The sequence below is a fragment of the Xanthomonas sp. 10-10 genome (genome assembly GCF_040182365.1).
Lineage (GTDB): Bacteria > Pseudomonadota > Gammaproteobacteria > Xanthomonadales > Xanthomonadaceae > Xanthomonas > Xanthomonas arboricola_F.
Window position 1 is genome coordinate 1041153 of the sequence record NZ_CP144460.1, and the last position, 23607, is coordinate 1064759.

The 23607-nt window shown below is 66.2% G+C and carries 20 protein-coding genes; 16 read left to right on the forward strand and 4 right to left on the reverse strand.

Translation table 11 applies throughout. The annotated features are described in order from the left end of the window. The first annotated feature begins 53 nt into the window (after nt 1-53). The 13 genes from VZ068_RS04325 to VZ068_RS04385 all read left to right on the forward strand — a co-directional run bounded on the left by VZ068_RS04325 (nt 54) and on the right by VZ068_RS04385 (nt 13943). A complete protein-coding gene (locus VZ068_RS04325) occupies nt 54-1937 on the forward strand; it encodes a diffusible signal factor-reguated S8 family serine peptidase (RefSeq protein ID WP_259155962.1) in 1884 nt (627 codons plus the stop codon). Nucleotides 1938-2066: 129 nt separating this feature from the next. After that, nucleotides 2067-3794, forward strand: coding sequence for a type II secretion system ATPase GspE (gspE, locus tag VZ068_RS04330; RefSeq protein WP_259154982.1), 1728 nt, complete (start codon nt 2067-2069; stop codon nt 3792-3794). 175 nt (nt 3795-3969) lie between these two features. Beyond that, nucleotides 3970-5187: a type II secretion system F family protein gene (locus tag VZ068_RS04335; protein WP_005988200.1), complete on the forward strand. Its 1218-nt coding sequence runs from the start codon at nt 3970-3972 to the stop codon at nt 5185-5187. 225 nt (nt 5188-5412) lie between these two features. After that, on the forward strand, nt 5413-5844 hold the full coding sequence (gene gspG / locus VZ068_RS04340; RefSeq protein WP_039426219.1) for a type II secretion system major pseudopilin GspG: 432 nt from the start codon (nt 5413-5415) through the stop codon (nt 5842-5844). Nucleotides 5845-5853: 9 nt separating this feature from the next. After that, nucleotides 5854-6360 carry a GspH/FimT family pseudopilin gene (locus VZ068_RS04345; RefSeq protein WP_259154965.1) on the forward strand — a complete coding sequence of 169 codons (507 nt, stop codon included), beginning with the start codon at nt 5854-5856 and terminating at the stop codon, nt 6358-6360. Next, nucleotides 6357-6773 (forward strand): prepilin-type N-terminal cleavage/methylation domain-containing protein, encoded by a 417-nt coding sequence (locus VZ068_RS04350; protein WP_259154964.1) that lies wholly within the window; start codon nt 6357-6359, stop codon nt 6771-6773. The genes VZ068_RS04345 and VZ068_RS04350 overlap by 4 nt, the downstream gene beginning before the upstream one ends. Continuing rightward, nucleotides 6770-7405, forward strand: a complete 636-nt coding sequence (locus VZ068_RS04355; RefSeq protein ID WP_259154963.1) for a type II secretion system protein J — start codon at nt 6770-6772, stop codon at nt 7403-7405. Before VZ068_RS04350 ends, VZ068_RS04355 begins: the two co-directional genes overlap by 4 nt. Continuing rightward, nucleotides 7402-8253 (forward strand): type II secretion system protein GspK, encoded by an 852-nt coding sequence (locus VZ068_RS04360; protein WP_259167668.1) that lies wholly within the window; start codon nt 7402-7404, stop codon nt 8251-8253. Before VZ068_RS04355 ends, VZ068_RS04360 begins: the two co-directional genes overlap by 4 nt. Further along, complete coding sequence (locus tag VZ068_RS04365) at nt 8250-9371, forward strand: PilN domain-containing protein (protein ID WP_259154961.1); 1122 nt, start codon at nt 8250-8252, stop codon at nt 9369-9371. Before VZ068_RS04360 ends, VZ068_RS04365 begins: the two co-directional genes overlap by 4 nt. Further along, entirely contained in the window at nt 9355-10005 is a 651-nt protein-coding gene (gene gspM / locus VZ068_RS04370) for a type II secretion system protein GspM (RefSeq protein ID WP_349657015.1), read from the forward strand. The genes VZ068_RS04365 and gspM overlap by 17 nt, the downstream gene beginning before the upstream one ends. After that, the gene (xpsN, locus tag VZ068_RS04375) at nt 9995-10786 is read left to right on the forward strand and encodes a type II secretion system protein XpsN (protein WP_349657016.1); all 792 of its coding nucleotides are present in this window, start codon (nt 9995-9997) and stop codon (nt 10784-10786) included. Before gspM ends, xpsN begins: the two co-directional genes overlap by 11 nt. Beyond that, the gene (gene gspD / locus VZ068_RS04380; protein WP_259167669.1) at nt 10783-13107 is read left to right on the forward strand and encodes a type II secretion system secretin GspD; all 2325 of its coding nucleotides are present in this window, start codon (nt 10783-10785) and stop codon (nt 13105-13107) included. Before xpsN ends, gspD begins: the two co-directional genes overlap by 4 nt. Further along, a complete protein-coding gene (locus tag VZ068_RS04385) occupies nt 13104-13943 on the forward strand; it encodes a glycosyltransferase (protein WP_205392447.1) in 840 nt (279 codons plus the stop codon). The genes gspD and VZ068_RS04385 overlap by 4 nt, the downstream gene beginning before the upstream one ends. Nucleotides 13944-14236: 293 nt before the next feature. On the opposite strand, the gene VZ068_RS04390 is transcribed toward VZ068_RS04385, so the two are convergent. From VZ068_RS04390 to VZ068_RS04405, 4 genes are all read right to left on the reverse strand, one after another. Continuing rightward, nucleotides 14237-14965 (reverse strand): UTRA domain-containing protein, encoded by a 729-nt coding sequence (locus VZ068_RS04390; RefSeq protein WP_205392446.1) that lies wholly within the window; start codon nt 14963-14965, stop codon nt 14237-14239. Nucleotides 14966-15070: 105 nt separating this feature from the next. Then, nucleotides 15071-15646 carry a nicotinamide riboside transporter PnuC gene (gene pnuC, locus VZ068_RS04395; RefSeq protein ID WP_259167675.1) on the reverse strand — a complete coding sequence of 192 codons (576 nt, stop codon included), beginning with the start codon at nt 15644-15646 and terminating at the stop codon, nt 15071-15073. A gap of 266 nt (nt 15647-15912) precedes the next feature. Then, nucleotides 15913-18084 carry a TonB-dependent receptor gene (locus tag VZ068_RS04400; protein ID WP_349657017.1) on the reverse strand — a complete coding sequence of 724 codons (2172 nt, stop codon included), beginning with the start codon at nt 18082-18084 and terminating at the stop codon, nt 15913-15915. Nucleotides 18085-18129: 45 nt separating this feature from the next. Next, the gene (locus VZ068_RS04405; RefSeq protein ID WP_259154948.1) at nt 18130-19287 is read right to left on the reverse strand and encodes an aminoglycoside phosphotransferase family protein; all 1158 of its coding nucleotides are present in this window, start codon (nt 19285-19287) and stop codon (nt 18130-18132) included. Between the two features lie 355 nt (nt 19288-19642). Between VZ068_RS04405 and VZ068_RS04410 the strand changes: the two genes are divergently transcribed. The 3 genes from VZ068_RS04410 to VZ068_RS04420 all read left to right on the forward strand — a co-directional run bounded on the left by VZ068_RS04410 (nt 19643) and on the right by VZ068_RS04420 (nt 23568). Next, nucleotides 19643-20482 (forward strand): glycosyltransferase family 2 protein, encoded by an 840-nt coding sequence (locus tag VZ068_RS04410; protein ID WP_259154940.1) that lies wholly within the window; start codon nt 19643-19645, stop codon nt 20480-20482. A 130-nt stretch (nt 20483-20612) separates the two neighbouring features. Further along, the gene (locus VZ068_RS04415; protein ID WP_349657018.1) at nt 20613-21647 is read left to right on the forward strand and encodes a hypothetical protein; all 1035 of its coding nucleotides are present in this window, start codon (nt 20613-20615) and stop codon (nt 21645-21647) included. Nucleotides 21648-21660: 13 nt separating this feature from the next. Beyond that, nucleotides 21661-23568, forward strand: a complete 1908-nt coding sequence (locus VZ068_RS04420) for a glycosyltransferase family 2 protein (RefSeq protein WP_259154937.1) — start codon at nt 21661-21663, stop codon at nt 23566-23568. The last annotated feature ends 39 nt before the right edge of the window (nt 23569-23607 follow it).

Sequence of the window (23607 nt, forward strand, 5' to 3'; positions counted from 1 at the left end):
TTGTCGACCCCGTTCCAAGCCTGATTCACGAAAAACACGAAGAGGATTTCACCGTGATCGACAAGACCTTCCGCCTCACCCCGCTGACCGGCGCCATCCTGATGATGGCCCTTGGTGCGTCCGGCACCCTGGCTGCCGCACCGAAACTGCTGGTCAAGGAACCGACCCAGTCCGCTTCGGCCGGCGCCCCATTCAGTAGCCGCCTGATCGTGCGCTACAAGGACAACACCGCCGCTGCGACCGATCGCGGCAGCAAGCTCAATGCCGTGCAGGCCGCGGTCGGCCGGGTCGGCGCCGCGACCGGCGCACGCAGCAGCGCAGCCGCCGCCAAGGCGACGTATGTGCGCAAGCTCGGCATCGGCTCGGACCTGATCAAGCTGTCCAGCACACTGACCGCCGCACAGGTGGACAAGGTGGTCGTCGAGCTCAGGAATGACCCGTCCGTCGCCGACGTGCAGATCGACCGCATGTTGCGTCCGGTCGAGATCAAGAAGAGTGTTGCCGCCACCGATGTGAGCCCGCAGCTGGTTCCCAACGACCCGCTGTATGCGCAGTACCAGTGGCACCTGAGCAACCCCAACGGCGGCATCAATGCGCCGGCCGCATGGGATCTGTCCCAGGGCGCCGGCGTGGTGGTGGCGGTACTGGACACCGGCATCCTGCCGGGCCATCCCGATTTTGCCGGCAACCTCCTGCAGGGTTACGACTTCATCACCGACGCCGAAGTCTCGCGTCGCCCGACCGACGCCCGCGTCCCGGGTGCACTGGATTACGGCGATTGGGAAGAGGCCGACAACGTCTGCTACAGCGGCTCGGTCGCCCAGGAAAGCTCCTGGCACGGCACCCACGTTTCCGGCACCGTGGCCGAGGCGACCAATAACGGCGTCGGCATGGCCGGCGTCGCGCCCAAGTCGACCATCCTGCCGGTGCGCGTGCTCGGCCGTTGCGGCGGCTACACCTCCGACATCGCCGACGCCATCGTGTGGGCCTCCGGCGGTACGGTCGAAGGCGTGCCGGCCAACACCAACCCGGCAGAGGTGATCAACATGAGCCTGGGTGGGGGCGAGCCCTGCGATTCGGCCACCCAGCTGGCCATCAACGGTGCGGTGTCGCGCGGCACCACCGTGGTCGTGGCGGCGGGCAATAGCGGCGAAGATGCGGCCAACCATTCGCCGGCCAGCTGCAACAACACCATCACCGTGGGCGCCACCCGCATCACCGGCGGCATCACCTATTACTCCAACTACGGCAGCAAGGTGGACTTGTCCGGTCCCGGCGGCGGCGGCAGCGTGGACGGCAACCCGGGTGGTTACATCTGGCAGGCCGGTTACACCGGTGCGACCACGCCGACCTCGGGAAGCTATACCTATATGGGCTTGGGCGGCACCTCGATGGCGTCCCCGCACGTGGCGGGCGTCGTGGCCCTGGTGCAGAGCGCAGCGATCGGCCTGGGCGACGGCCCGCTGACTCCGGCTGCGGTCGAGGCGTTGCTGAAGCAGACCAGCCGCCGCTTCCCGGTGACCCCGCCGGCCAGCACCCCAATCGGCAGCGGCATCGTCGATGCCAAGGCTGCGCTCGAAGCGGTACTGGTGGAGCCGTGCGATCCGGCCACCGAGACCTGCGCACCGACTGCCATCGCACTGACCAACAAGGCGCCGGTGGCCGGTCTGAGCGGCACCTACGGCAGCTCCACGCTGTACAGCTTCGAGGCCAAGGCCGGTGCGGTACTGAGCTTCATGACCTACGGCGGTACCGGCGATGTGTCGGTGTACGTCAGCTATGAAGCCGAGCCCAGCGCCACCAGTTTCGATGCCAAGTCCACGCGCCCCGGCAACAGCGAAACCGTCCGTTTCACTGCACCGAAGGCGGGCACCTACTACATCAAACTGGTAGGCGCATCCGATTACGCGAAGCTGACCCTCGTTGCACGACAGTAAGTAGCGCAATAGTGTGACCAATGCCCCCGGCCAATCACCGGGGGCATTGTTTTTCAGGACGATTCAGATGCGTGCGGTTGATCGTCGCGGCAAACTGCTACAGTCGGCGCCGGACCAGTGGAGACGAGTGTGAACGCGGTTGCCGTCGATCCAATTGAGCATCGAAGTGCGGAAACGCGCATCGTCGAAGCGTTGCTTGAACGCCGTCGTCTGAAGGACTCCGACCTGCTGCGCGCACGCCAGTTGCAGGCCGAATCCGGCATGGGCCTGCTGGCCCTGCTCGGCCGCCTGGGCCTGGTGTCCGAGCGCGATCATGCCGAGACCTGCGCCGATGTACTCGGCCTGCCGTTGGTGGATGCACGCCAACTCGGCGATACACCTCCGGAAATGCTGCCCGACGTGCAGGGCCTGTCGCTGCGTTTTCTCAAACAATTTCATCTGTGCCCGGTGGGCGAACGCGATGGCCGGCTGGATCTGTGGATCGCCGATCCGTACGACGATTACGCCATCGATGCAGTGCGTCTTGCCACCGGCTGTGCGTTGTTCCTGCAGGTCGGCCTGCGTTCGGAAATCGACGATCTGATCGAGCGCTGGTACGGCCAGGGCCGCAGTGCGATGGGTACCATCGTCGAGACCGCCGATGGCGATGCCAACAGCAGCGACGACATCGAAGCGCTGCGCGATCTGGCCTCCGAAGCGCCGGTGATTCGCCTGGTGAATCTGGTGATCCAGCACGCAGTGGAATTGCGCGCATCGGACATCCATATCGAACCGTTCGAAAGCCGCCTCAAGGTGCGCTACCGCGTCGATGGCGTGCTGGTGGAGGGCGAAAGCCCGCCGGCCAAGCTCACCGCCGCGGTGATCAGCCGCATCAAGATCATGGCCAAGCTCAATATCGCCGAGCGCCGCCTGCCGCAGGACGGTCGCATCATGCTGCGCGTACAGGGCAAGGAGCTGGATCTGCGCGTCAGCACCGTGCCGACCGCGCACGGCGAGAGCGTGGTGATGCGTCTGCTCGATCGCGAAACAGTGGTGTTCGATTTCTACAAGCTGGGATTTACCGAAGACTTCCTGCCGCAGTTCCGCAAGGTGCTCGAGCAACCGCACGGCATCATGCTGGTGACCGGCCCCACCGGCTCGGGCAAGACCACCACGCTGTACACCGCGCTGAGCCAGCTCAATACCTCCGACGTGAAGATCATCACCGTCGAAGACCCGGTTGAGTACCAGATCGAAGGCATCAACCAGATCCAGGCCAAGCCGCAGATCGGGCTGGATTTTGCCAACGCGCTACGCAGCATCGTGCGCCAGGACCCGGACATCATCATGATCGGCGAAATGCGCGATCTGGAAACCGCGCGCATTGCGATCCAGTCCGCGCTCACCGGCCACCTGGTGCTGTCCACGCTGCACACCAACAACGCGGCCGGCGGCATCACCCGTCTGCTCGACATGGGCGTGGAAGATTACCTGCTGACCTCCACCATCAACGGCATCCTGGCGCAGCGCCTGGTGCGCAAGCTCGACCTGGACAACGCCGAACGCTACGCCGCATCGCCGGAGGAGATCGACAAGTTCGATCTGCGCCGTCTGCAGCCCGATGGCGAGATTTACCTGTATCGGCCGCGAGCTTCGGCCGCTGCACCGACCGGCTATCTCGGCCGCACCACCATCGTCGAGTTCCTGGTGATGAACGACGAACTGCGGCGCGCGGTGATGCGCCGCGCCGGCATGGGCGAGATCGAACAGCTCGCGCGCAAGGCCGGCATGCGCACCATGTACGAAGACGGCCTGTCCAAGGCCTTGCGCGGGGAAACCACCATCGAAGAAGTGCTGCGCGTGACGGAGGATGCGTGAGAGTCAACGGAGCCACAATGAGCATCGGATGCTCGGCATCGGAAGATAAGCAGGGCAAGGTCTCGGCAACGCGTCGCGCACGCACACAGGTGCGCCCAGTCGCGCCAACGCAGCGCGGTATCGCGCTTTTACCGAATCCCGAATCCCGAATCCCGAATCCCGGCCTTCCATCCTGATGCCCCTGTACCGCTACAAAGCCCTGGACGCCCACGGCGAAATGCTCGACGGCCAGATGGAGGCGGGCAGCGATGCCGAGGTGGCGCTGCGTCTGCAGGAGCAGGGCCATCTGCCGGTGGAAACGCGGCTGGCCACCGGCGAAAACGATTCGCCGTCGCTGCGCATGCTGCTGCGCAAGAAGCCGTTCGACAATGCGGCGCTGGTACAGTTCACCCAGCAGCTGTCGACCTTGATCGGTGCCGGGCAGCCGCTGGATCGTGCGTTGTCGATCCTGATGGATCTGCCGGAAGACGAAAAAAGCCGGCGCGTCATCGGCGACATCCGCGACACCGTGCGCGGCGGTGCGCCGCTGTCGTCTGCACTGGAGCGGCAGCACGGGTTGTTCTCCAAGCTGTACATCAACATGGTGCGTGCAGGCGAAGCCGGCGGCAGCATGCAGGACACCTTGCAACGGTTGGCCGATTACCTGGAACGCAGCCGCGCGCTCAAGGGCAAAGTGATCAACGCGTTGATCTATCCGGCGATCCTGCTGGCGGTGGTCGGTTGCGCGCTGTTGTTTCTACTGGGCTACGTGGTGCCGCAATTCGCGCAGATGTACGAAAGCCTGGATGTCGCGTTGCCGTGGTTCACCCAGGCGGTGCTGAGCGTGGGTTTGCTGGTGCGCGACTGGTGGCTCGTGCTGATCGTGGTGCCCGGCGTGCTCGGGTTATGGCTGGATCGCAAGCGGCGCAATGCCGCCTTCCGCGCATCCCTGGACGAATGGCTGCTGCGCCAGAAAGTGGTCGGCAGCCTGATCGCGCGCCTGGAAACCGCACGGCTGACGCGTACCCTGGGCACCTTGTTGCGCAACGGCGTGCCGTTGCTGGCGGCGATCGGCATCGCGCGCAACGTGATGTCCAATCTGGCCCTGGTCGAGGATGTGGCCAACGCGGCCGACGACGTCAAGAACGGGCATGGCCTGGCGATGTCGCTGGCGCGCGGCAAGCGCTTTCCGCGGCTGGCCCTGCAGATGATCCAGGTCGGCGAAGAATCCGGTGCGCTGGATACGATGTTGCTCAAGACCGCCGATACCTTCGAGCTGGAAACCGCGCAAGCGATCGACCGTGCGCTGGCCGCACTGGTGCCGCTGATCACGCTGGTCCTGGCGTCGGTGGTGGGGCTTGTCATCATTTCGGTGCTGGTACCGCTGTATGACCTCACCAATGCGATCGGCTGAGAGCGGCGGGCGAGACGACTGCGCAGCCAGGCGGGCGCAAGCGGGACTCGGCAGCGGCCCGCATCGCTCGTACACTGGCTTAACCGCACGCAGCGCTTTCACTTGCGCGGCGTCTTCACAACAACGTTCCGGTGACCGCTCGACACCTACGCGGGAACCAATGCAATCGCCGCTGTGTCATCTGGTAGCGGCAGCATCCTTCATCGACGTGCAAGGAAATCGTTCATGATCAAGCGCTCCATCACCCGTAGTCCGTCGCGCGCAGGCCAGGCCGGCATGAGCTTGCTGGAAATCATCATCGTCATCGTGCTGATCGGCGCGGTGCTCACCCTGGTGGGTAGCCGTGTGCTGGGTGGTGCCGATCGCGGCAAGGCCAATCTGGCCAAGTCGCAGATCCAGACCCTGGCCGGCAAGATCGAAAACTTCCAGCTCGACACCGGCAAGCTGCCGAGCAAGCTGGATGACCTAGTCACCCAGCCCGGCGGCAGCAGCGGCTGGCTGGGCCCGTACGCCAAGCCGGCGGAACTCAACGACCCGTGGGGTCACACCATCGAGTACCGCGCGCCGGGCGATGGCCAGCCGTTCGACCTGATCAGCCTGGGCAAGGATGGTCGCCCTGGCGGCAGCAGCTACGACTCGGACATCAAGTACCAATAAGCCCTCGCCATGCGCGTTGCATGTCAGCCGTTGCGTCGTCCGCATGGAGTCGGTCCTGGCCGCACCCGCACGCGTGGCAGCTCGCTGCTTGAAATGCTGCTGGTCATCGCGTTGATCGCGATGGCCGGTGTGCTGGCTGCGGCCGCATTGAACGGCGGCATCGATGGCATGCGCCTGCGCACCGCCGGCAAGGCGATCGCATCGCAACTGCGCTATACGCGCACCCAGGCAATCGCCACCGGCACCCCGCAACGCTTCCTGATCGACCCGCTGCAGCGCCGTTGGGAAGCGCCCGGCGGCCATCATGGCGATCTGCCGTCGTCGCTGCAGGTGCGCTTCACCGGCGCGCGTCAGGTGCAGTCGCGGGAAGATCAGGGCGCCATCCAGTTCTTCCCCGATGGCGCTTCCACCGGCGGCCGCATCGATCTGCAGGTCAAGGACGCGCGCTGGCGCGTGGATGTAGGCTGGATCACCGGCGAAGTGCGTTCCGGCCCGCTGCGGGCGCCTGCGCCATGAAGCGTCAACGCGGTTACACGCTGATCGAGGTGATCGTCGCCTTCGCGTTGCTTGCCCTGGCATTGAGCCTGTTGCTGGGGTCGTTGTCCGGCGCTGCACGCCAGGTGCGCGCGGCTGACGACAGCACGCGTGCGACCCTGCATGCGCAATCGCTGCTGGCGTTGCAAGGCATGGACAAGCCGCTGGTGCCCGAGCAGCAGCAAGGCACGTTCGAGGACGGGCATTTCCGTTGGTCGATGGATGTGCGCCCGTACGACGAACCGCGACGCAATCCGCAGGCGCCGGTGGCCCCTGGCGCGCACAAGCTGCTGCAACTGACCCTGGTGGTGCGTTGGGGCGAGGCGCCCAATCAACTGCTGCAGTGGCGCACCTTGCGCCTGGTGGCCGCCACCGCGCAGGACACCGCGCCGTGATACGTTCGCGCAGCGCAGGCTTCACCCTGATCGAAGTGCTGCTGGCCACGATGCTGCTGGTCGGCGGGCTGGCATTGGCGTTTGCCACCTTGCGCTCGGCCAGCGCGGTGAGCCAGCGTGGCGAGGCGATCGCCCAACGCAGCGAGCGCGTGCGCGCGGTGGAAGAATTCCTGCGCCGTCGGTTGGCCGCCGCGTTGCCGCTGGCGATGAGCATCGACCCGCAAAGCCAGCAACCGATGCTGTTCGTCGGCGAACCGCAGCGCATGCGCTTTGCCGCCGATGTGCCGGATTACCTGGGACGCGGCGGCCCGTACCTGCACGAGTTGTCGGTGGTGGGCGATGGCGAGCAGCGCACCTTGCAAATTGCGTTGACGATGCTGCAATCGGGCAAGTCGATCGAGGAAGGCAGCAAGCTGCCGCCGGAGCCGCTGGCGCAAGGCGTGCAGCAGGTGAGCTTTCGCTACCGTGGCATGGATCCGCAGAACGGCCGCCTGAGCGGATGGTTGCCGCAGTGGGAATGGCACGACCGCCTGCCGTTGATGGTGCGTATCGAGATCCGCAGCGGCGGCGCTGCATGGCCGCCGTTGATAGTGGCGTTGCCGCAATCCAGCAATCCTGGAGCGGGGCAATGAGCCGGATACGTGGCGCCGCCTTGGTGCTGGTGTTGTGGCTGATCGCCCTGCTCACCGCGATGATCGGCGCGTTTGCGCTCACCGCGCGCGTGGAAGCCCTGCAAGGCACTATGCTGCGCAACGGCGCGCAGGCGCAGGAATACGCGCGTGCCGGCCTGGAATACGCACTGTCGCGCTTGCAGAGCGCCGATACCCAGGCACGCTGGCGCGCAGACGGCCGACGCTATCGTTGGCAGATGGACGACGCCAGCGTGGAGATCCGTATCACTGACGAGAGCGGCAAGGTGGATCTGAACATGGCCGAGCCGGCGCTGTTGGCCGGGCTGGTGCGTGCCGTGGGCGGCGAGCAGGGTCGCGATACGCGCATTGCCGGTGCCATCGTCGATTGGCGCGATGGCGATTCGCTGAGCCAGCCCGGCGGCGGCGCGGAAGACCGCGATTACGCCGATGCCGGCCTGCCGTATGGCGCAAAGGACAGCCCGTTCGAGACCCTGGGCGAACTGCGCCTGGTGCTGGGCATGGACAGCGAGTTGTATCGCAAGTTGCTGCCCAACATCACCTTGTACAGCGGCCGCTCGCGCCCGGAAGCGCGCTTTGCGCCCGGCCCGGTGTTGACCGCGATGGGCCTGGATGCGCAGCAACTGCTGGCCCAGCGTGACGCGCCGCCGGGTTTGCCGGGCAGCGAGGCGACGGTCGGTGGGTCTGACACTTATAGTATCGAGAGCCGGGCGCGACTGAGTCAGGGACGCGAGGCTGTATTGCGGGCGGTCGTGTCGACAAGCGCGTCTGCAGTTCCGGGATCGGCCTACACCGTGTTGCGTTGGGAAGAGGGAGCAGCAGTGCAATGACCGCATGGCGGGATACCTTGGGTCGTATCGGCGTACGCGCCATGCCGGGAGCCGGAGGCTTCTGGCGTTGGTGGCAGCACTCGCTGCTGGCGTGGTTGCCGCAGCGTTGGCAATGGCAATTGGGCCTGTCGCAGGCGCGCCTGTTGTTGCAACTCGATGGGCAGACCTTGCAGTTGCTGCGTCACCGCGATCAGACCCGCGAGGCGATCGCCAGCCTGCCGTGGCCGGTGCAGCCGCAGGAAGTCAACGCCGTGCTGCCGACGGCGCTGGATGGCCTGCCGCGGCATTGGCTGTTGCCGTCGGCGCATGCGTTGCGGCGCCCGTTGCGCCTGCCCGCCGCCGCCGCCGCGCGACTGCAGGACGTGGCACGTTTTGAAATCGACCGGCAGACCCCGTTCACCGCCGACCAGGTGTATTTCGATGCGCGCGTGCTCGATGTGCGCGAAGACGGCCAGCTCGATGCCGAACTGGTGGTGGTGCCGCGGCGCATGATCGATGGCCCGGCCGGTGTGCCCGACGCCTGGACCAACGCGTTGTCCGGCATCGATGTGGCCGATGCGCAGGGCGCCCCATTGGGTGTGAACCTGCTGCCGCCGGCACGCCGGTTGCGGCGCAGCGACCCGATGCAACGCTGGAACCTGCTGCTCGCCGCCACCGCGGTGGTGTTGCTGGCAGTGGCCGGCTGGCTGCTGCTGGACAATCGCCGTCAGGCCGCCGACGACCTGCGCGCCAAGGTCCAGGCCAACGCCGCGCGCGCGCGTCAGGTGGCTGCCGAGCGCCAGCAGCTGGTGGATCTGGTCGAAGGTGCCAGCTTCTTCCAGCAGCAGCGCGCCACGCGTCCGACCTCGGTGGAAATCTGGGACGAGCTGAGCCGGCGCCTGCCCGGAGGCACCTATCTGGAAAAATTCTCGGTCGAAGGCGGGCAGTTGCAGCTGATCGGTTTGAGCAACGAAGCCTCGTCATTGGTGCGTCGTCTGGAAGGCTCGCCGCTGTGGCGTACGCCATCGCTGACCGGCGTGCTGCAGAGCGATGCCGGTCGCAATGTCGACCGTTTCACCATCACTGCCGAGCTGGCCGGCCCCGATGCGAAGGAGGCGGCCGATGCCACGCAGCGTTGAGCGCGATCGCTGGATCGCATTGGGCCTGCTGCTGCTGGTGCTCGGCGTGGCGTACCTGGTGCTGGTGCACCCATGGTTCACCCAGCCGATGATTGCCGTGCAGGACGAGCTGCAATCGCTGCGCGAGCGCGAGCTGCGCGTGCGCGTGCAACTGCAGCAGGCGCCACAGGTCAGCCAGCGGCTGCGACAGGCGCGGCAGACGCTGGAAAGCCGCCCGGGATTCTTGCCGGAAACCTCTGCCGAACTGGCCTCGGCCGGGCTGGTGCAGCGGCTGGAACGCGCAGTGGTGGACGCCAGCCCCGGCAATCGCAGTTGCGCCATCAGCAACCGCTCGCCGTTGCAGCCGGAGAGCAAGGGCCGCTTCACCCGTGTGGCGGTGCAGGTGCGCTTGCGCTGCGGCACGCCGGAGCTCGCCTCGGTGTTGTACAGCCTGGAAAACGGCACGCCGCGGCTGTTCGTGGATAACCTCAATGTGATGGCACAGCGCTACCAACTCTCGCCCAACGAAAGCGGCAATGGCCTGGACATCGCGTTCGAGCTGGCAGGGTATCTGCGTCCCGGTGCCAGCGCTGCGCCGTTGAATACCGATGCCGCGCCCGCCGCCGCCGCCGGGGAGGCCAGCAATGCGCCTTGACCTGATCGGGTTGCGCACCTGGTTGCTGGCCACGGTGGTCGGCTGGGCGCTGCTGGTATGCATGCTTGCCGTGGCCGGGCTGGGCAAGCGCGTGGAACTGCTCCCGGACGACCCGGCGCTGGTGCAGCGCCTGCCCACCTTGCCGGCGCCTGCGCCGGAGCGGCTGGGAGCTTTCGAAAAATATTCGGAGATCGCCGCGCACCCGGCTTTCGCCGAAGACCGCCTGCCGCATCCGTTCTTCCTGTCCGGCAACGACGGCAGCGGCGCGGCCTCGACGGTGCGCCTGACCGGCGTGCTGCTGACCGAAAACTTCAAGATGGCCACGCTGACCCTGGACCCGCAGGACTCGGTGCGCGTGCAGCTCGGCGGCGAAGCAGTCAAGGGCTGGCGCCTGCTGGCCCTGCAGCCGCGCAGTGCCACCATCGAAGGCCCCGGCGGCACCCAGACCCTGGAATTGCACGTGTTCAACGGTCAGGGCGGGCAACCGCCGACCGCCAACGCCGCCGCGCGTGGTGCTGCGGGCGCGGTCCCGCCGTTGCCGTCACCCGATGCCGCCGCGACCGTGCAACCGCCTCAGCCGCAGCCTGCCACCCCGCCGACACAGCAGCAGCCTGGCGGGCAAGCCCCGCCGACGGTGCCGCCGCAACGCAGTGATGGCGCGCAGGAAGCCCCACGCCCCTCCGACGATCAGATGCGTGCCATCCGCGAACGTATCGAAGCCCGACGCCGCCAGCTGCAACAGCAGCGCCAAAGCGGCTCTACCCCCGGTCAGACCCAATGAGTGAACGCATGACGCCGCGCCTGTTTCCCGTGTCCCTGCTGATTGGCCTGCTGGCCGGTTGTGCCACCACTCCGCCGCCGGACGTGCGCCGCAATGCGCGCCTGGATCCGCAAGTCGGCGCTGCCGGCGCCACCCAGACCGCTGCCGATCAACGCGCCGACGGCAATGGCAACGCCAGCGCCAAGCCCAGCCCGGTGATCCGGCGCGGCAGCGGCACCATGATCAACCAGAGCGCTGCCGGCGCCCCCGCTCCGACCCTGGGCATGGCCAGCAGCGGCAGCGCCACCTTCAACTTCGAAGGCGAATCGGTGCAGGCGGTGGTCAAGGCGATCCTGGGCGACATGCTCGGGCAGAACTACGTCATCGCCCCCGGCGTGCAGGGCACCGTGACCCTGGCCACGCCCAACCCGGTTTCTCCGGCGCAGGCCTTGAACCTGCTGGAGATGGTGCTGGGCTGGAACAATGCGCGCATGGTGTTCAGCGGTGGCCGCTACAACATCGTGCCGGCCGACCAGGCGCTGGCCGGCACCGTCGCGCCCAGCACCGCGTCGCCGTCGGCCGCACGCGGTTTCGAAGTGCGCGTGGTGCCGTTGAAGTTCATCTCCGCCAGCGAAATGAAGAAGGTGCTGGAGCCGTACGCGCGCCCGAACGCCATCGTCGGTACCGATCCGGCGCGCAACGTGATCACCCTGGGCGGCACCCGCGCCGAGCTGGAAAACTACCTGCGCACCGTGCAGATCTTCGACGTGGACTGGTTGTCGGGCATGTCGGTCGGCGTGTTCCCGATCCAGTCCGGCAAGGCCGAAAAGGTCAGCGCGGATCTGGAAAAGGTGTTCGGCGAACAGAGCAAGACGCCCAGCGCCGGCATGTTCCGTTTCATGCCGCTGGAAAACGCCAATGCGGTGCTGGTAATCACCCCGCAGCCGCGCTATCTGGACCAGATCCAGCAGTGGCTGGACCGCATCGACAGCGCCGGCGGCGGCGTGCGGCTGTTCTCCTACGAATTGAAGTACATCAAGGCCAAGGACCTGGCCGATCGGTTGTCGGAAGTGTTCGGTGGGCGCAGCAACAGCGGCGACTCCAGCGCTTCGCTGGCGCCGGGCTCGGAAACCAGCGTGCTAGGCGGCGCATTGGGTAATCGCGACAGCAGCATGGGCGGCAGCTCCGGCATGACCGGCGGCAGCGTCGGCGAAAGTGGGGGCAGCAGCGGCACGGTGGGCGGTGAGTTCGGCAGCAGCGGCACCGGTGGCAGCAGTGGCGGCGGGCTCGGCAACGGCAGCCTGCAATTGTCGCCGCGCAGCAACGGCAATGGCGCGGTAACGCTGGAAGTGCAAGGCGACAAGGTCGGCGTATCGGCAGTAGCCGAAACCAATACCTTGCTGGTGCGCTCCACCCCGCAGGCATGGACGTCCATCCGCGACGTCATCGAAAAGCTCGACGTGATGCCGATGCAGGTGCATATCGAAGCGCAGGTGGCCGAGGTGAATTTGACCGGTGACCTGAGCTACGGCGTCAATTGGTACTTCGAAAACGCAGTCAATGCAGCAGCAGACTCGGCCGTCAATGCAACCGGAATTGGCGCTGGTGCCGGCTTGGCGAGCGCGGCGGGGAGAAACATCTGGGGCGATATCGCGGGGAAAATCACCGGTGCAGGTGGCGCTCAGTGGACGTTCCTGGGCAAGAATGCGGCTGCCATCATCACGGCGTTGGATCGGGTGACAAATGTGCGACTGCTCCAAACGCCTTCGGTGTTTGTGCGAAATAATGCAGAGGCAACGCTCAACGTCGGCTCGCGCATCGCAATCAATTCAACGTCGATCAACACCGGCCTTGGTAGCGACAGTAGTTTCTCTTCTGTGCAATACATTGATACTGGCGTGATTCTGAAGGTGCGTCCGCGTGTGACGAAGGACGGGATGGTGTTTTTGGATATCGTCCAAGAAGTAAGTAGCCCCGGTGATCGGCCCGCCGCATGTACTTCGGCGACCGCAACGGTAAACGCAGCAGCCTGTAACGTCGACATCAACACCCGCCGTGTCAAAACAGAAGCTGCTGTGCAAAGCGGTGACACGATCATGCTGGCCGGTCTGATTGATGACACAACCACGGATACGAGCGATGGCGTGCCCTTCCTGAGCAAGCTTCCTGTAGTCGGCGCGTTGTTCGGAACCAAGGGAAAGAGCAACACCCGCCGCGAAGTCATCGTGCTGATCACCCCGTCGATCGTGCGCAACCCGCAGGAAGCACGCAATCTCACCGATGAGTACGGCCAGAAGTTCAAGGCCATGGAGCCGCTGAAACCCAGCCAGAAGCCGCAATGAGTGCGGCACTGCCCGTCGTGCTGGTGCCGGTCGGCACCGACGACGAGGCGTTGGATGCCTGTCTGGGTGCACTGGATGCAGCCACGCCGGCCGGCACGCGGGTGTGGCTGGCCGACGATGCGCAGGCCGGCCCGCGCGGCCGCGCGGTGATCGAGCACTGGCTGGCGCGCACGCAGCTGCAAGCGCACCACACCCGTCGCCAGCGCATGCTGGGCGAGGTGGCGCATCTGGATGAAATGCTCAGCGCCTGCGGCGACGCCGACGTGGTGGTGCTGGGGGTGGATGCCTGCCCGCTGCCGGGCTGGCTTGGCCAGTTGAGCGCGTGTTTCGCGCGCGATGCCGCCATCGCCACGGCGACGCCATGGAGCAATGTGGGCGAAGCCTGTAGCTGGCCGCGCCTGGGCGAACTCAACCCCATGCCGGATGCGCCGGAACGGCTCGCCGCCGCCTGCGCGGCGATGCCGCCGCTGCATCCGGAGCTGCCCTCGGCGGTCGGCCATGCGGTGCTGTTGCGCGGCAGTGCGCGGCGCAAGGCCGGCGGCCTGGATGCCAGCAGTTATGGTTCGTGGTACGCCGCGCTGGTGGATTTGAGCCTGCGCATGGGCGGGCTGGGATGGCGCAATGTGCTGTGCGATACCGCCTTCGTCGCCTCGCCACGCGAAGGCCGTCCGGCCGATGGCGACATGGATGCGCTGGCCACCCGCTGGCCGGCCTGGCACGCGCGGCTGGCCAATTTCCTGATGCACGACCCGCTGCGTGCGCAACGCGACCAACTTGCCCAGCTGCTCGCCGACCTGCCGCCGCCGGACCCGCAACGCATGTTGTTCGACGCGTAGCGATGGCACGGCCGAGCCTGGCCGATACGTTGGCGCGGCAGTAGCGACGGAATCATTGCAGGGCGACAGACAAGAACGGCTGCGCAGTTGCCAGGCAGGCACAGCGCCGTTGTCCCTCACTGCGTCATGCACGCTTTGAGCGTGCATGACGCATCCACTTCAGCCGTTGGCGTGTTGTCAGCCGCGGACAGGTCGCAACGATGCACGACAGACGCAACGAAGAAAGGCGTACGCGATGCTCGTCATCGATTCCCGATTCCCGATTCCCGATTCCCGAATCCCGAATCCCGGCGCTAAAGTGCATCCCGCGTCGGCGCATCGGTGCGTACCACGACGTCCAGCGCATCGTGGCGCCAGGATTCGATATCCAGCTCCACCGCGCGGCCGTCTTCGGCGAAGCTGATCCGCCGCAGGCGGAAACACGGCGTGCCGGTGGTGGACTGCAGCAGCAGGGCCTGCGTGGCGTCCAGGCCGGCCGGATGCATCGACAGCTGCGCGCGGCTCAGGAACAGCCCGAGCTTCTGGTTGAACACGCTCGACAGCGAGCCGGCCAACTCGTGCTCGAGCAGGCCCGGCGCCCACGCTGCCAGCACCACATTGGTTTCCAGCAGCACGGCGCGGCGGTCGATCCAGCGCCGGCGCTGCAGCACGAAGACGTCCTCGTAGGGCGTGTCCAGGCGCAACGCGGCCGCAAACGCAGCGCCTGCGGGCTGGCGGGTCGCGCTCAGCAGTTCGGTGCGCGGTTTGCGCCCCTGCGCGGCCACGTACTGCATGAAGCCGGCGATGCTGGTGGGGTCGTAGCGCACGCGTGGTGCGCTGACGAACCAGCCACGGCGGTTCTCGCGGTAGATGCGGCCTTCGGCTTCGAGATGCTGCAAGGCTTCACGCAGGGTGATGCGGGTGCAGTCGAAGCGCTCGGCCAGCGCGCGCTCCACCGGCAGGCGCTGGTCCGGGCCCCATTCGCCGGCGGCGATCTGCGCGGCGATGATGTCGGTGATGGCATGTTGGCGCGAGGCGGTCATGCGGCGCGCCGCCACTTGGAGATACGGCCCATCGGCCAGGCAATGAGATGAAGATCGTGCATACCGCGATGGTAAAGAAGAACGCGCACGCAAACCGCACCGGGCTCAGCGTGCCGTTGTCAGGTTCCGGGTCTGTTGGGTTTTCCAGCTGCGCCAGCCGTAGACCGCCAACGCCACGAAGCCCGCGTAGAGCAGGGCAGTGGGATACAGAGCCTTGCTGACGAACACGCCGACGTAGATGCAGTCGAGCACGATCCACAACACCCAGTTGGCGATGCGCTTGCGCGCCGCCCACACACTGGCGACCAGGCTGAAGCTGGCCAGTGCCGCGTCCAGCCAGGGCAGTGCGGCATCGGTGCGGTGATGCATGTAGGCGCCGAGCGCGGCAGCGAACGCCGCGCCGATGCACAGCGACAGCCACAGTTCCGCAGCCGGCATCGGCAGCGGGCGAATCCGCGTTTCTGCAGCGGCGCCGCGCCGCCAGTGCCACCATCCATAAAGCTGGGTCAGCACGTAGACCCCTTGCAGCAGCATGTCCGAATACAGCTTCCACTGATAGAACAGCCAGGCGTACACGGCCACCGCCACGATGCCCACCGGCCAGCACCAGCGGATGCGCCGCGCGGTCAGCCACACGCCCAGCAGGTTGATCACAACGGCGATGGATTCGAGCAACGACATGCAATGCCTGATGGAAAGGGGACAGCGGTGGGAGAGGTGCAACCCGTGCAAAACAGCGGTGCGGTCGGAAGTGGATGCTGCGCGATGCCCCGAATCTGCGTGCGATGGAAACGCGATAGCGCCCTCACCGCTGAGTCCCTGCCTTCAACTGGTGCCTGCTGTTTCAGCCATTGCCTGAAACACGCACAAGCACGGCTGACTCGCTTCGAGGTCCTTCCTCCGCCTGCGGGGGAGGGTGCCCGAAGGGCGGATGGGGGCAGCAGGCCTCAAAAATCCACCTGCACCGTCAGCCGCGCCGTACGCGGCGCACCCGGAAACAGATAGGCATCGCCCTGGTATTCGCCGGAATCGCGCCAGTAGCGTTTGTCGAACACGTTGTCCACGTTCAGACGCCAGGTGGTCGCCACCCCGCCCAGCGCAGTGGCGTAACGCGCACCCAGGTTGGCCACGGTGTAGGCCGGCACGCTGGCATTGCCGAGCCGGTCGGCGAACTTGCGGCCGCTGTATTGCACGCCTGCCAGCACCGCCAGGCCATCGACACCGGGCACGCTGTAGTCGGCCTGCACGCTGGCACGCAGCTTGGGCACATTGATCGCCTGATGGCCTTCGTAGGCGGCAATGTCGGTGTCTTCGGCGCGCGCGCGGATGGCGGCGACGCTGGCGAACACACGCAACTGCTCGGTGGCCGCCCCGTCGGCAGACAGTTCCAGCCCGCGGTTGTGCAGGCGGCCCTGCTGCACGAACCGCAGGCCGCCATCGGCCTGCGGTTGGGTGAACTGATACGCCTGCCGGATATCGAACAGCGCCGCGCCCAGGCGCAGGCCATCCAGCTCCACCTTGGCGCCGGTTTCCAGCTGGTAGGCATTGGTCGGCGGCAGGATTTCATCGGCGTTGTCGGCAAACCAGGGCGCCGTGCTACCGGCGGCAAGGCTCTTGGCGTAGCTGGCATACAGCGACATGTTTTGCTGCGGCTTGAACAGCAGCGCAGCCTGCGGCAGCACCGCATCCTTGCGCGTGCGCCGTTCCAGCAGGCCATCGCGGTCGAAGGCGCGCTCGTCCAGGCGCACCGCGCGCGCGCCCAGCGCCAGCTCCCACTGTGTGCCCAGGCCGATGCGGTCGGCCAGCACCAGCGCGCGTTGACGGCTATCCAGGCGGCGTTGCTTGGGGTCCAGCGCCACATCGGTCTGTGCAAAGACCTCAGGGTCGCGGTCGATGCTGCCGCTGCCGACGAACTCGTTGACCGAGCCGAAACGATCGATGGTGCGGCGCAGCCAGTCGCCGCCGATGCTCAGGTGATGCTCCAGCACGCCGGTGACCGCATGGCCTTCGAGGGTGGCGCGTAGTTGATCGTGCACGCGGGTGTCGTCGGGGCTGCGATAGTCGTAGACGTCGTACTCGCCTTGCGCGCTGAAGAAGTTGGGCGTGGCGATGTCGGCACAGCTTGCCGCGCCGTAGCAGCCCCAGGCGAATGCGGAAAAATCGTTGATCGCCGAGCGGCTGCGCGAGGCCTCGGCAGTGCCGCGCCAGTCGTCGTTGAACTGATACGCATAGCGCAACTGCGCGTTGAGCGAGTCCATTTCCACCGGTCGTGCCCACGGCTGGTAACCGAGCAGGCGGTGCACATCGATGTCGCGCGGCACCTGCGTGCCACCGAGCAATTGGTAGCCGGGCACCGAGCGTTGCTGGCGATGCTGGTATTCCACGTCCAGCTGCAGCAGCGATTGCGCGCTGATCTTCCAGTCGCCGGCCAGCGACAGAAAGTTGCGGTAGCCATCGGCGTGATCGACATAGCTGTCGATGTCTTCGCGCGCGGCATTCACCCGCAGGCCGAGCGTGCGCTCGGCGCCGAACCAGTCGCCCAGATCGGCGGCGACATAGCGCGAGCCCTGCTCGTCGGTGCCCAGGGTCACGCTGCGCACGTGCTCGGGGCGCTTGGTGCGGTAGTCGATCAAGCCGGCCGGCTCGTTGACGCCCGACTGCAGCCCGGCCAGGCCCTTGAGGATCTGCACCTGCTGCTTGTTTTCCAGCGCAATCGACTGCTCGCCCACCGCGCTCAGCCCGTTGATGCGATAGCTGTTGGCGGCATTGAGCGAATAGCCGCGCACCACGAAGTTCTCGTAATAGCCGATCGGCGCATACGCATCGCCGGTCGAGGCATCGGCGCGCAGCACCTCGCTGAGCACGCGCGCCTGGCGATCGAGCAGTTGCTGGCGCTCGATCACTGCGATGGACGCCGGTGCATCGAGCAGGCGCGTGGCGCCGAAGCCGCCCAACGCCGTGCTGCTATCGCTGCGCTCGCCCAGCACGTTGACCGTGTCCAGCTGCACCGCGGACGCGCCGGGTTGCTGCTGTTGCGCCAACGCAGGGGTGGCCAGGCCCAGCGCCAGGGCGAGCGTCAGCGGGCGACGGGGAAGTGCAACTAGCGACAGACGGGACATGCACAGAACTCGCAAAAGGGGGGAGGAAATAGACGGGGTTGCCGCTCATCGCAGCAGCGCCGCGCGCGCATGCAGATGCGCAAGCAGCGTTTGACCATCGGCACTGGCAAACCAGTCCGCGTGGCCCAGCAGATAGCGGTGATAGGCGATATCCACGTTGTCGGGCGAGCGCGTGATGCCGGCGAAGTACTCGATCTCGCTCAAGGCGAAATCGGCATGCACGATCGGCAGCAGCGCGGCCAGGCAGCGCAGCTGTCCTGCACTGAGTGGGCGATGCAGCGCATAGCCATCCAGCAAGGCATCGAGTTGTTGCAGCTGCGCCTGCGCGCGCGCGCCGGTATCCAGCTGCAGCCACGGGATCAGGTTGCGTTCGATCGCGGTGGCCAGATCGAACAAGGCACTGCTGCGATCGCTCAATCCGAAATCGAAGATCGCGCTGACCTCGCCGGCGCCGTGGTCGGTATTCCACAGCAGATTGGACGCATGCCAGTCGCCATGCGTCCACAGCGGCGGCATCGCATCCGGCGCAGACAGCAGCGGCCAGGCACGCGCATGCCAGGGCAGCAGGTGCGTGGCCAGATCGTGCTGCCAGGGCAGCGCCTGCAACGCTGCGGCCAGCTGCGGCCGCGCGGGCAAGGCGCGCTGCAGCGCCTGCACCGGATCCTGCTGGGTAAACAGCCGCAGGTTGGCGACCAGAACATTGGTGGAGCGCGGCGGCGCATCGAAGCCCTGCGCGGCGTGGTGCAGCTGCGCAAGCGCAGCCCCTGCGGCCTGCGCATGCTCGACGTGGCTAAACGGCGTCCACGACAGTGCATCGCGATACAGGTCGCGTCCCGCCCCGACGCGTTGCACTTCGTAGACCCATTGGTCCTGCGCAAGAGCGGTCTGACCGTCAGCCGCGTACAGCACCTCCACCACCGGCGCGCCGGCCCAGCGCAGGTGCGCCATGAAGCTGTGTTCTTCGCGCAAGGCCGCGACACTGCGCACGCTGCGGTGGTGGCGTTTGACGATCACCGCGCCGGACGCGGTCTGTACGCAGGCGGCAGCGGAGAACGGACGCGCGCTGTGCCAATGCACGCCCTGGTCGGCGCCAAGCCCGGCGAACCGCTGCAGCACGTGGCGGATTTCATCCATGCTCAGTGCCGGCCAGTCGGGCAGGGCCAGCTCCAGGCTCATGCCATGCACCTGATGGGTCGCACTCATGGGCGCGCGCTCCGCAGCCATGCTGGCGAAAACACGATTGGTATAGACCAGCTGCACGAGGCCGATCCAATGTGTCCGGCATGCAGGCCGGCGACAACACGGACGGCGCTGCCGGGCCGTCGTTGTCGCGCTGGCGCCATCAGGCGTTCGCGCGACATGGAGTGGAAGGGCAGCGCGAAACCGAAAGGTCGCTGGCCGTCATCTCAACAATCAAGTGTGGGAGTGCCGCAGGCGGCGCCGAACCAGGCCGCGTGGCGGCCGTCGGGCGCGCAGTATGCCCCGTGCCGCCGCCGGCCGCCATGCCGGCACGCTGCCGCGATGGCGCTGCGCGCTCCCGGCACCGGATAATGGCCGGATGACTCCAGTCCAGATCGCCGCCGTCGTTGTCACCTATCAGAGCAGCAGCACCATCGATGCCTGCCTGTCGCGGCTACGTGCGGCCGACGGCGTCGGCGAGATCCGGGTGGTCGACAACGCGTCCAGCGACGACACCCTGGACGTAGTGCAGCGGCATGCGCTGGCCGATGCGCGGGTGCACTTCATCGCCAACCCGGACAATCCAGGCTTTGCCACCGCCTGCAATCAGGGGGCGCGCGACTCGCAGGCGCCCTGGCTGGTCTTCATCAACCCGGATCTGATGGTCGAAACCGATACCCTGGTGCAGTTGTGCGCGCGCGCCGATGGGCATGCGGCGGTGCTGCTGGGGGTGGAGCAGGTGGACGAGCAGGGTCGGCCGGATGCGGCCGTGCGCCGCCGCGACCCGGACTTTGCCGCGATGCTGCGCGCGCCGCGTGCCGCTGCCCAGCTCGCCGTGCCCGCCAATCCGTCGCTTGCCCTGCAGCCGGTGGATGCGATCTCGGGCGCCTTGATGCTGATGCAGCGCAGCCTGTTTGATCGCCTGGACGGCTGGGACGGCCGTTATCGCCTGCACGCCGAGGACCTGGACCTGTGCCGGCGCGCCCGTCAGGCCGGCGCGCTGGTCGCGGTGGCCAACGACCTGCAGGTGGTGCATGTGCGCGGCGTCTCCAGTCGTGCGCGGCCATTTTTCGTGGAATGGCATAAACATCGTGGATTGTGGCGGTATTTCCGCAAATTCGAGGCCGCTGAGCGCGGGCCCTTGACCCGGGTCGGGGTGTGGCTGGCGATCTGGACCCATGCCGCCGCGCAGGTGCCGCGATTGTTGCGCCAGAAATGAAGTTGCTGGCGTTAAATTGGTGATAAATCTGTGATGAGGGCGCGGGCGAAACTGTGATACGTTTCGCCGCGAAGTGTGATCCAGCCCGTGCTTCCTGTCCCTAACGGGTCCCCCATCAGGAATCGTACAAATGTCCTTACAGAACGACCCGCGCTCGCGGGTACGTCAGTCGTGCCTCACCTCCGGGCAGTCCAGTCCGGTTGTTGCATCGTCTACTCCTGCCCGTAACGCCCGCCGCCTGTCGGTGGCCGCGATGTCGGCACTCGCCTTGAGCTGCGCGCTGGCCGCGTTACCGGGTAGCGCCATCGCCGGTGCCTGGACCCAGCCGCAGGGCGACACGTTGGTGATCGTCAAGGCGCTGCATAGCGATGGCCGAGGATGGTTCGACGACAGCCATCACCGCACGACCTTTGGCGACGGCCAGCAATTCGATGGCAACGGCCGCAGTCGCCAGGACCAGCTCAATGTCTACGTCGAGCATGGCCTGACCGACATGCTCAGCGTCATCGGCAATTTCTATTTCAACGACATCGGCTTCAGCAGCCACGATGCCGTGAGCGGACGGCAGCAGACCACGACCACCGGCTTTGCCGATCAGGAAATCGGCTTGCGCTATGCGCTGCCGAGCGCGCAGAACGATGTGTGGCGCAGCTCGGTGCAGGCGTTGGTCAGCATCCCCGCCTACGGCCGCAGCAAGACCTATCATCCGAATAATCCCGACGCGAATTCCGATCCTGCGCTTGGCCTGGGCGACTACGGCCTGGAGCTGCGTTACAGCCGTGGCCGCGGTTACACGCTTGGCGGGCGCAACGGCTACGTCGACCTGGGTGGCGCAGTGCGCCTGCGTGGCAGCGCCGCCTCCGACGAAGTGCGGGTGGATGCATCCACCGGTCTGAGCCTGACTCCGAGCTGGTTGCTGCTGGGCGAGCTCAACGTGATCCAGGGCCTGGGCAACGGACGTAGCAACTTTGATGTCCCCGGCTCTGCTGGCGGCGTCGGCTTCGTCGCCACCGGCACCAACTACGACCTCACCAAGCTGCAGTTGTCCACGCTGTACACCGCGCCGGGTGGCAGCCAGTGGCAGTTGGGCTACCAACAGCCGGTGATGGGCCGCAATACCGGCGCCGCAGGCGGGCCCTTCGTGGCCGCCTGGTGGCGTTTCTGAGGACGCCACGACAATGACGGTCACCTGCGAAATGGAAGCGCTGGGACGGGCGCCGGACATCGGCCGCGAACGTGGTCTGTTGGGTCGCGCGCTGGTCACGGCAGGCGTCATCACCGACGAACAGCTGCGCTCGGCGCTGGCCTTGCAGCAGCGTTGGAATTCGCGGCTGGGCGATGTGATCCTGGCCCAGCGCGGTGTACCGGCGCAGCGGTTCTACGCCATCGTCGCCGCGCACTTCGGGCTGGAGTTCATCGATCTTGTGCAGCAGCCGCCGGATCCGAGCCTGCTCACCCCCGGCGACCTGGATAGCTATGCGCAACGCCTGGTGTTGCCGTGGAAGCGCGAAGACGGCGTGCTGGTACTGGCCGTGGCCGACCCCGACCCGGCGTTGTTCGCCTGGGCGCGTGCGCATTACGACGAAGAGGTGCGGTTTGTCGGCACTGCCAAGTTCGACATCATCTGGAGCCTGCAGCGCTACGCCGACGAGCAGCTCACCGACAACGCCTTGAACCTGCTCGCCTCGCACGCACCGACCTACTCGGCGCGCCAGGTGGTCACGCGCGGGCAGAAGTTCACGTTGTGGGCGATCGCGGCGGTATTGCTGATCGCGATGGTGCTGTTCCCGGTGCCTACGCTGATCGCCGTCAACGTGCTGGTGGCGTTCGGCTTCCTGGCGACCTTCGGCTTGAAGCTGTTGCTGGTGTGGTTCGGCTCGCGCCACCGCATCGACATCAAGGTCACCGAAGACGAAGTGGCCGCGCTGCGCGACGACGACCTGCCGGTCTACACCGTGCTGGTGCCGATGTACAAGGAACCGGAGGTGTTGCCGATCCTGGCCAACGCGCTGCGCAAGCTCGATTACCCGATCAGCAAGCTCGACGTGAAGCTGGTGCTGGAAGCCGACGACTTCGACACCATCGAAGCGGCCAAGAAACTCGGCCTGGAAGCGTTCTTCGAAATCATCCGGGTGCCGCCATCGCAGCCCAAGACCAAGCCCAAGGCCTGCAACTACGCGCTGCACTTTGCGCGTGGCGAACTACTCACCATCTACGACGCCGAAGACAAACCCGAGCCGGATCAGCTCAAGCGCGTGGTGGCGGCGTTCCGCAAGGCCGAAAAGGATGTGGTGTGCATCCAGGCGCGGCTGAACTACTACAACGCCGACGAAAACTGGCTGACGCGGATGTTCACGCTGGAGTACACGCTCTGGTTCGACTTCTACCTGCCGGCGCTGGAATACCTGCGCATCCCGATTCCGCTGGGCGGCACCTCCAATCACTTCCGTCTGGATGTGTTGCGCCAGGTGCGCGCATGGGACCCGTACAACGTGACCGAAGACGCCGACCTGGGCGTGCGGCTGATCCAGAACGGCTACCGCGTCAACGTGGTCAATTCCACCACGTTCGAAGAAGCCAACGTCAGCATTCCCAACTGGATCCGGCAGCGCTCACGCTGGCTCAAGGGCTACATGCAGACCTGGCTGGTGCACATGCGCGACCCGGTGCATCTGTATCGCAGCACCGGGTTCAAGGGATTCTGGGGTTTCCAGTTCTTTATCGGCGGCAATTTCTTCATCGCACTGGGTGTGCCGGTGATGTGGACGTTGTGCCTGGTCAGCGTGCTGAGCGGTGCACGCGTGTTCGATGCCATCTTCCCGCCGTGGCTGGCCGCGATCTCGATGGTCAATCTGCTGCTGGCCAATGCGTTCTTCATCTACATCACGCTGGTGGCCGCGTTCAAGCGCGACTACTTCAAGTTGGCGCCGTACGCGTTGACGGTACCGTTTTACTGGGCGTTGCAATCGATCGCCGCCTTCAAGGGTCTATGGCAGTTGATCCGCAATCCGTTCTATTGGGAGAAGACCACGCATGGCATCAGCAAGCATTCGGAAAACGAACGCCGCGCCGCACTCGAAGAGTGAGCCGGTAGCGCGTCGCGACAGTGGCTTGCCGGCGTTTCT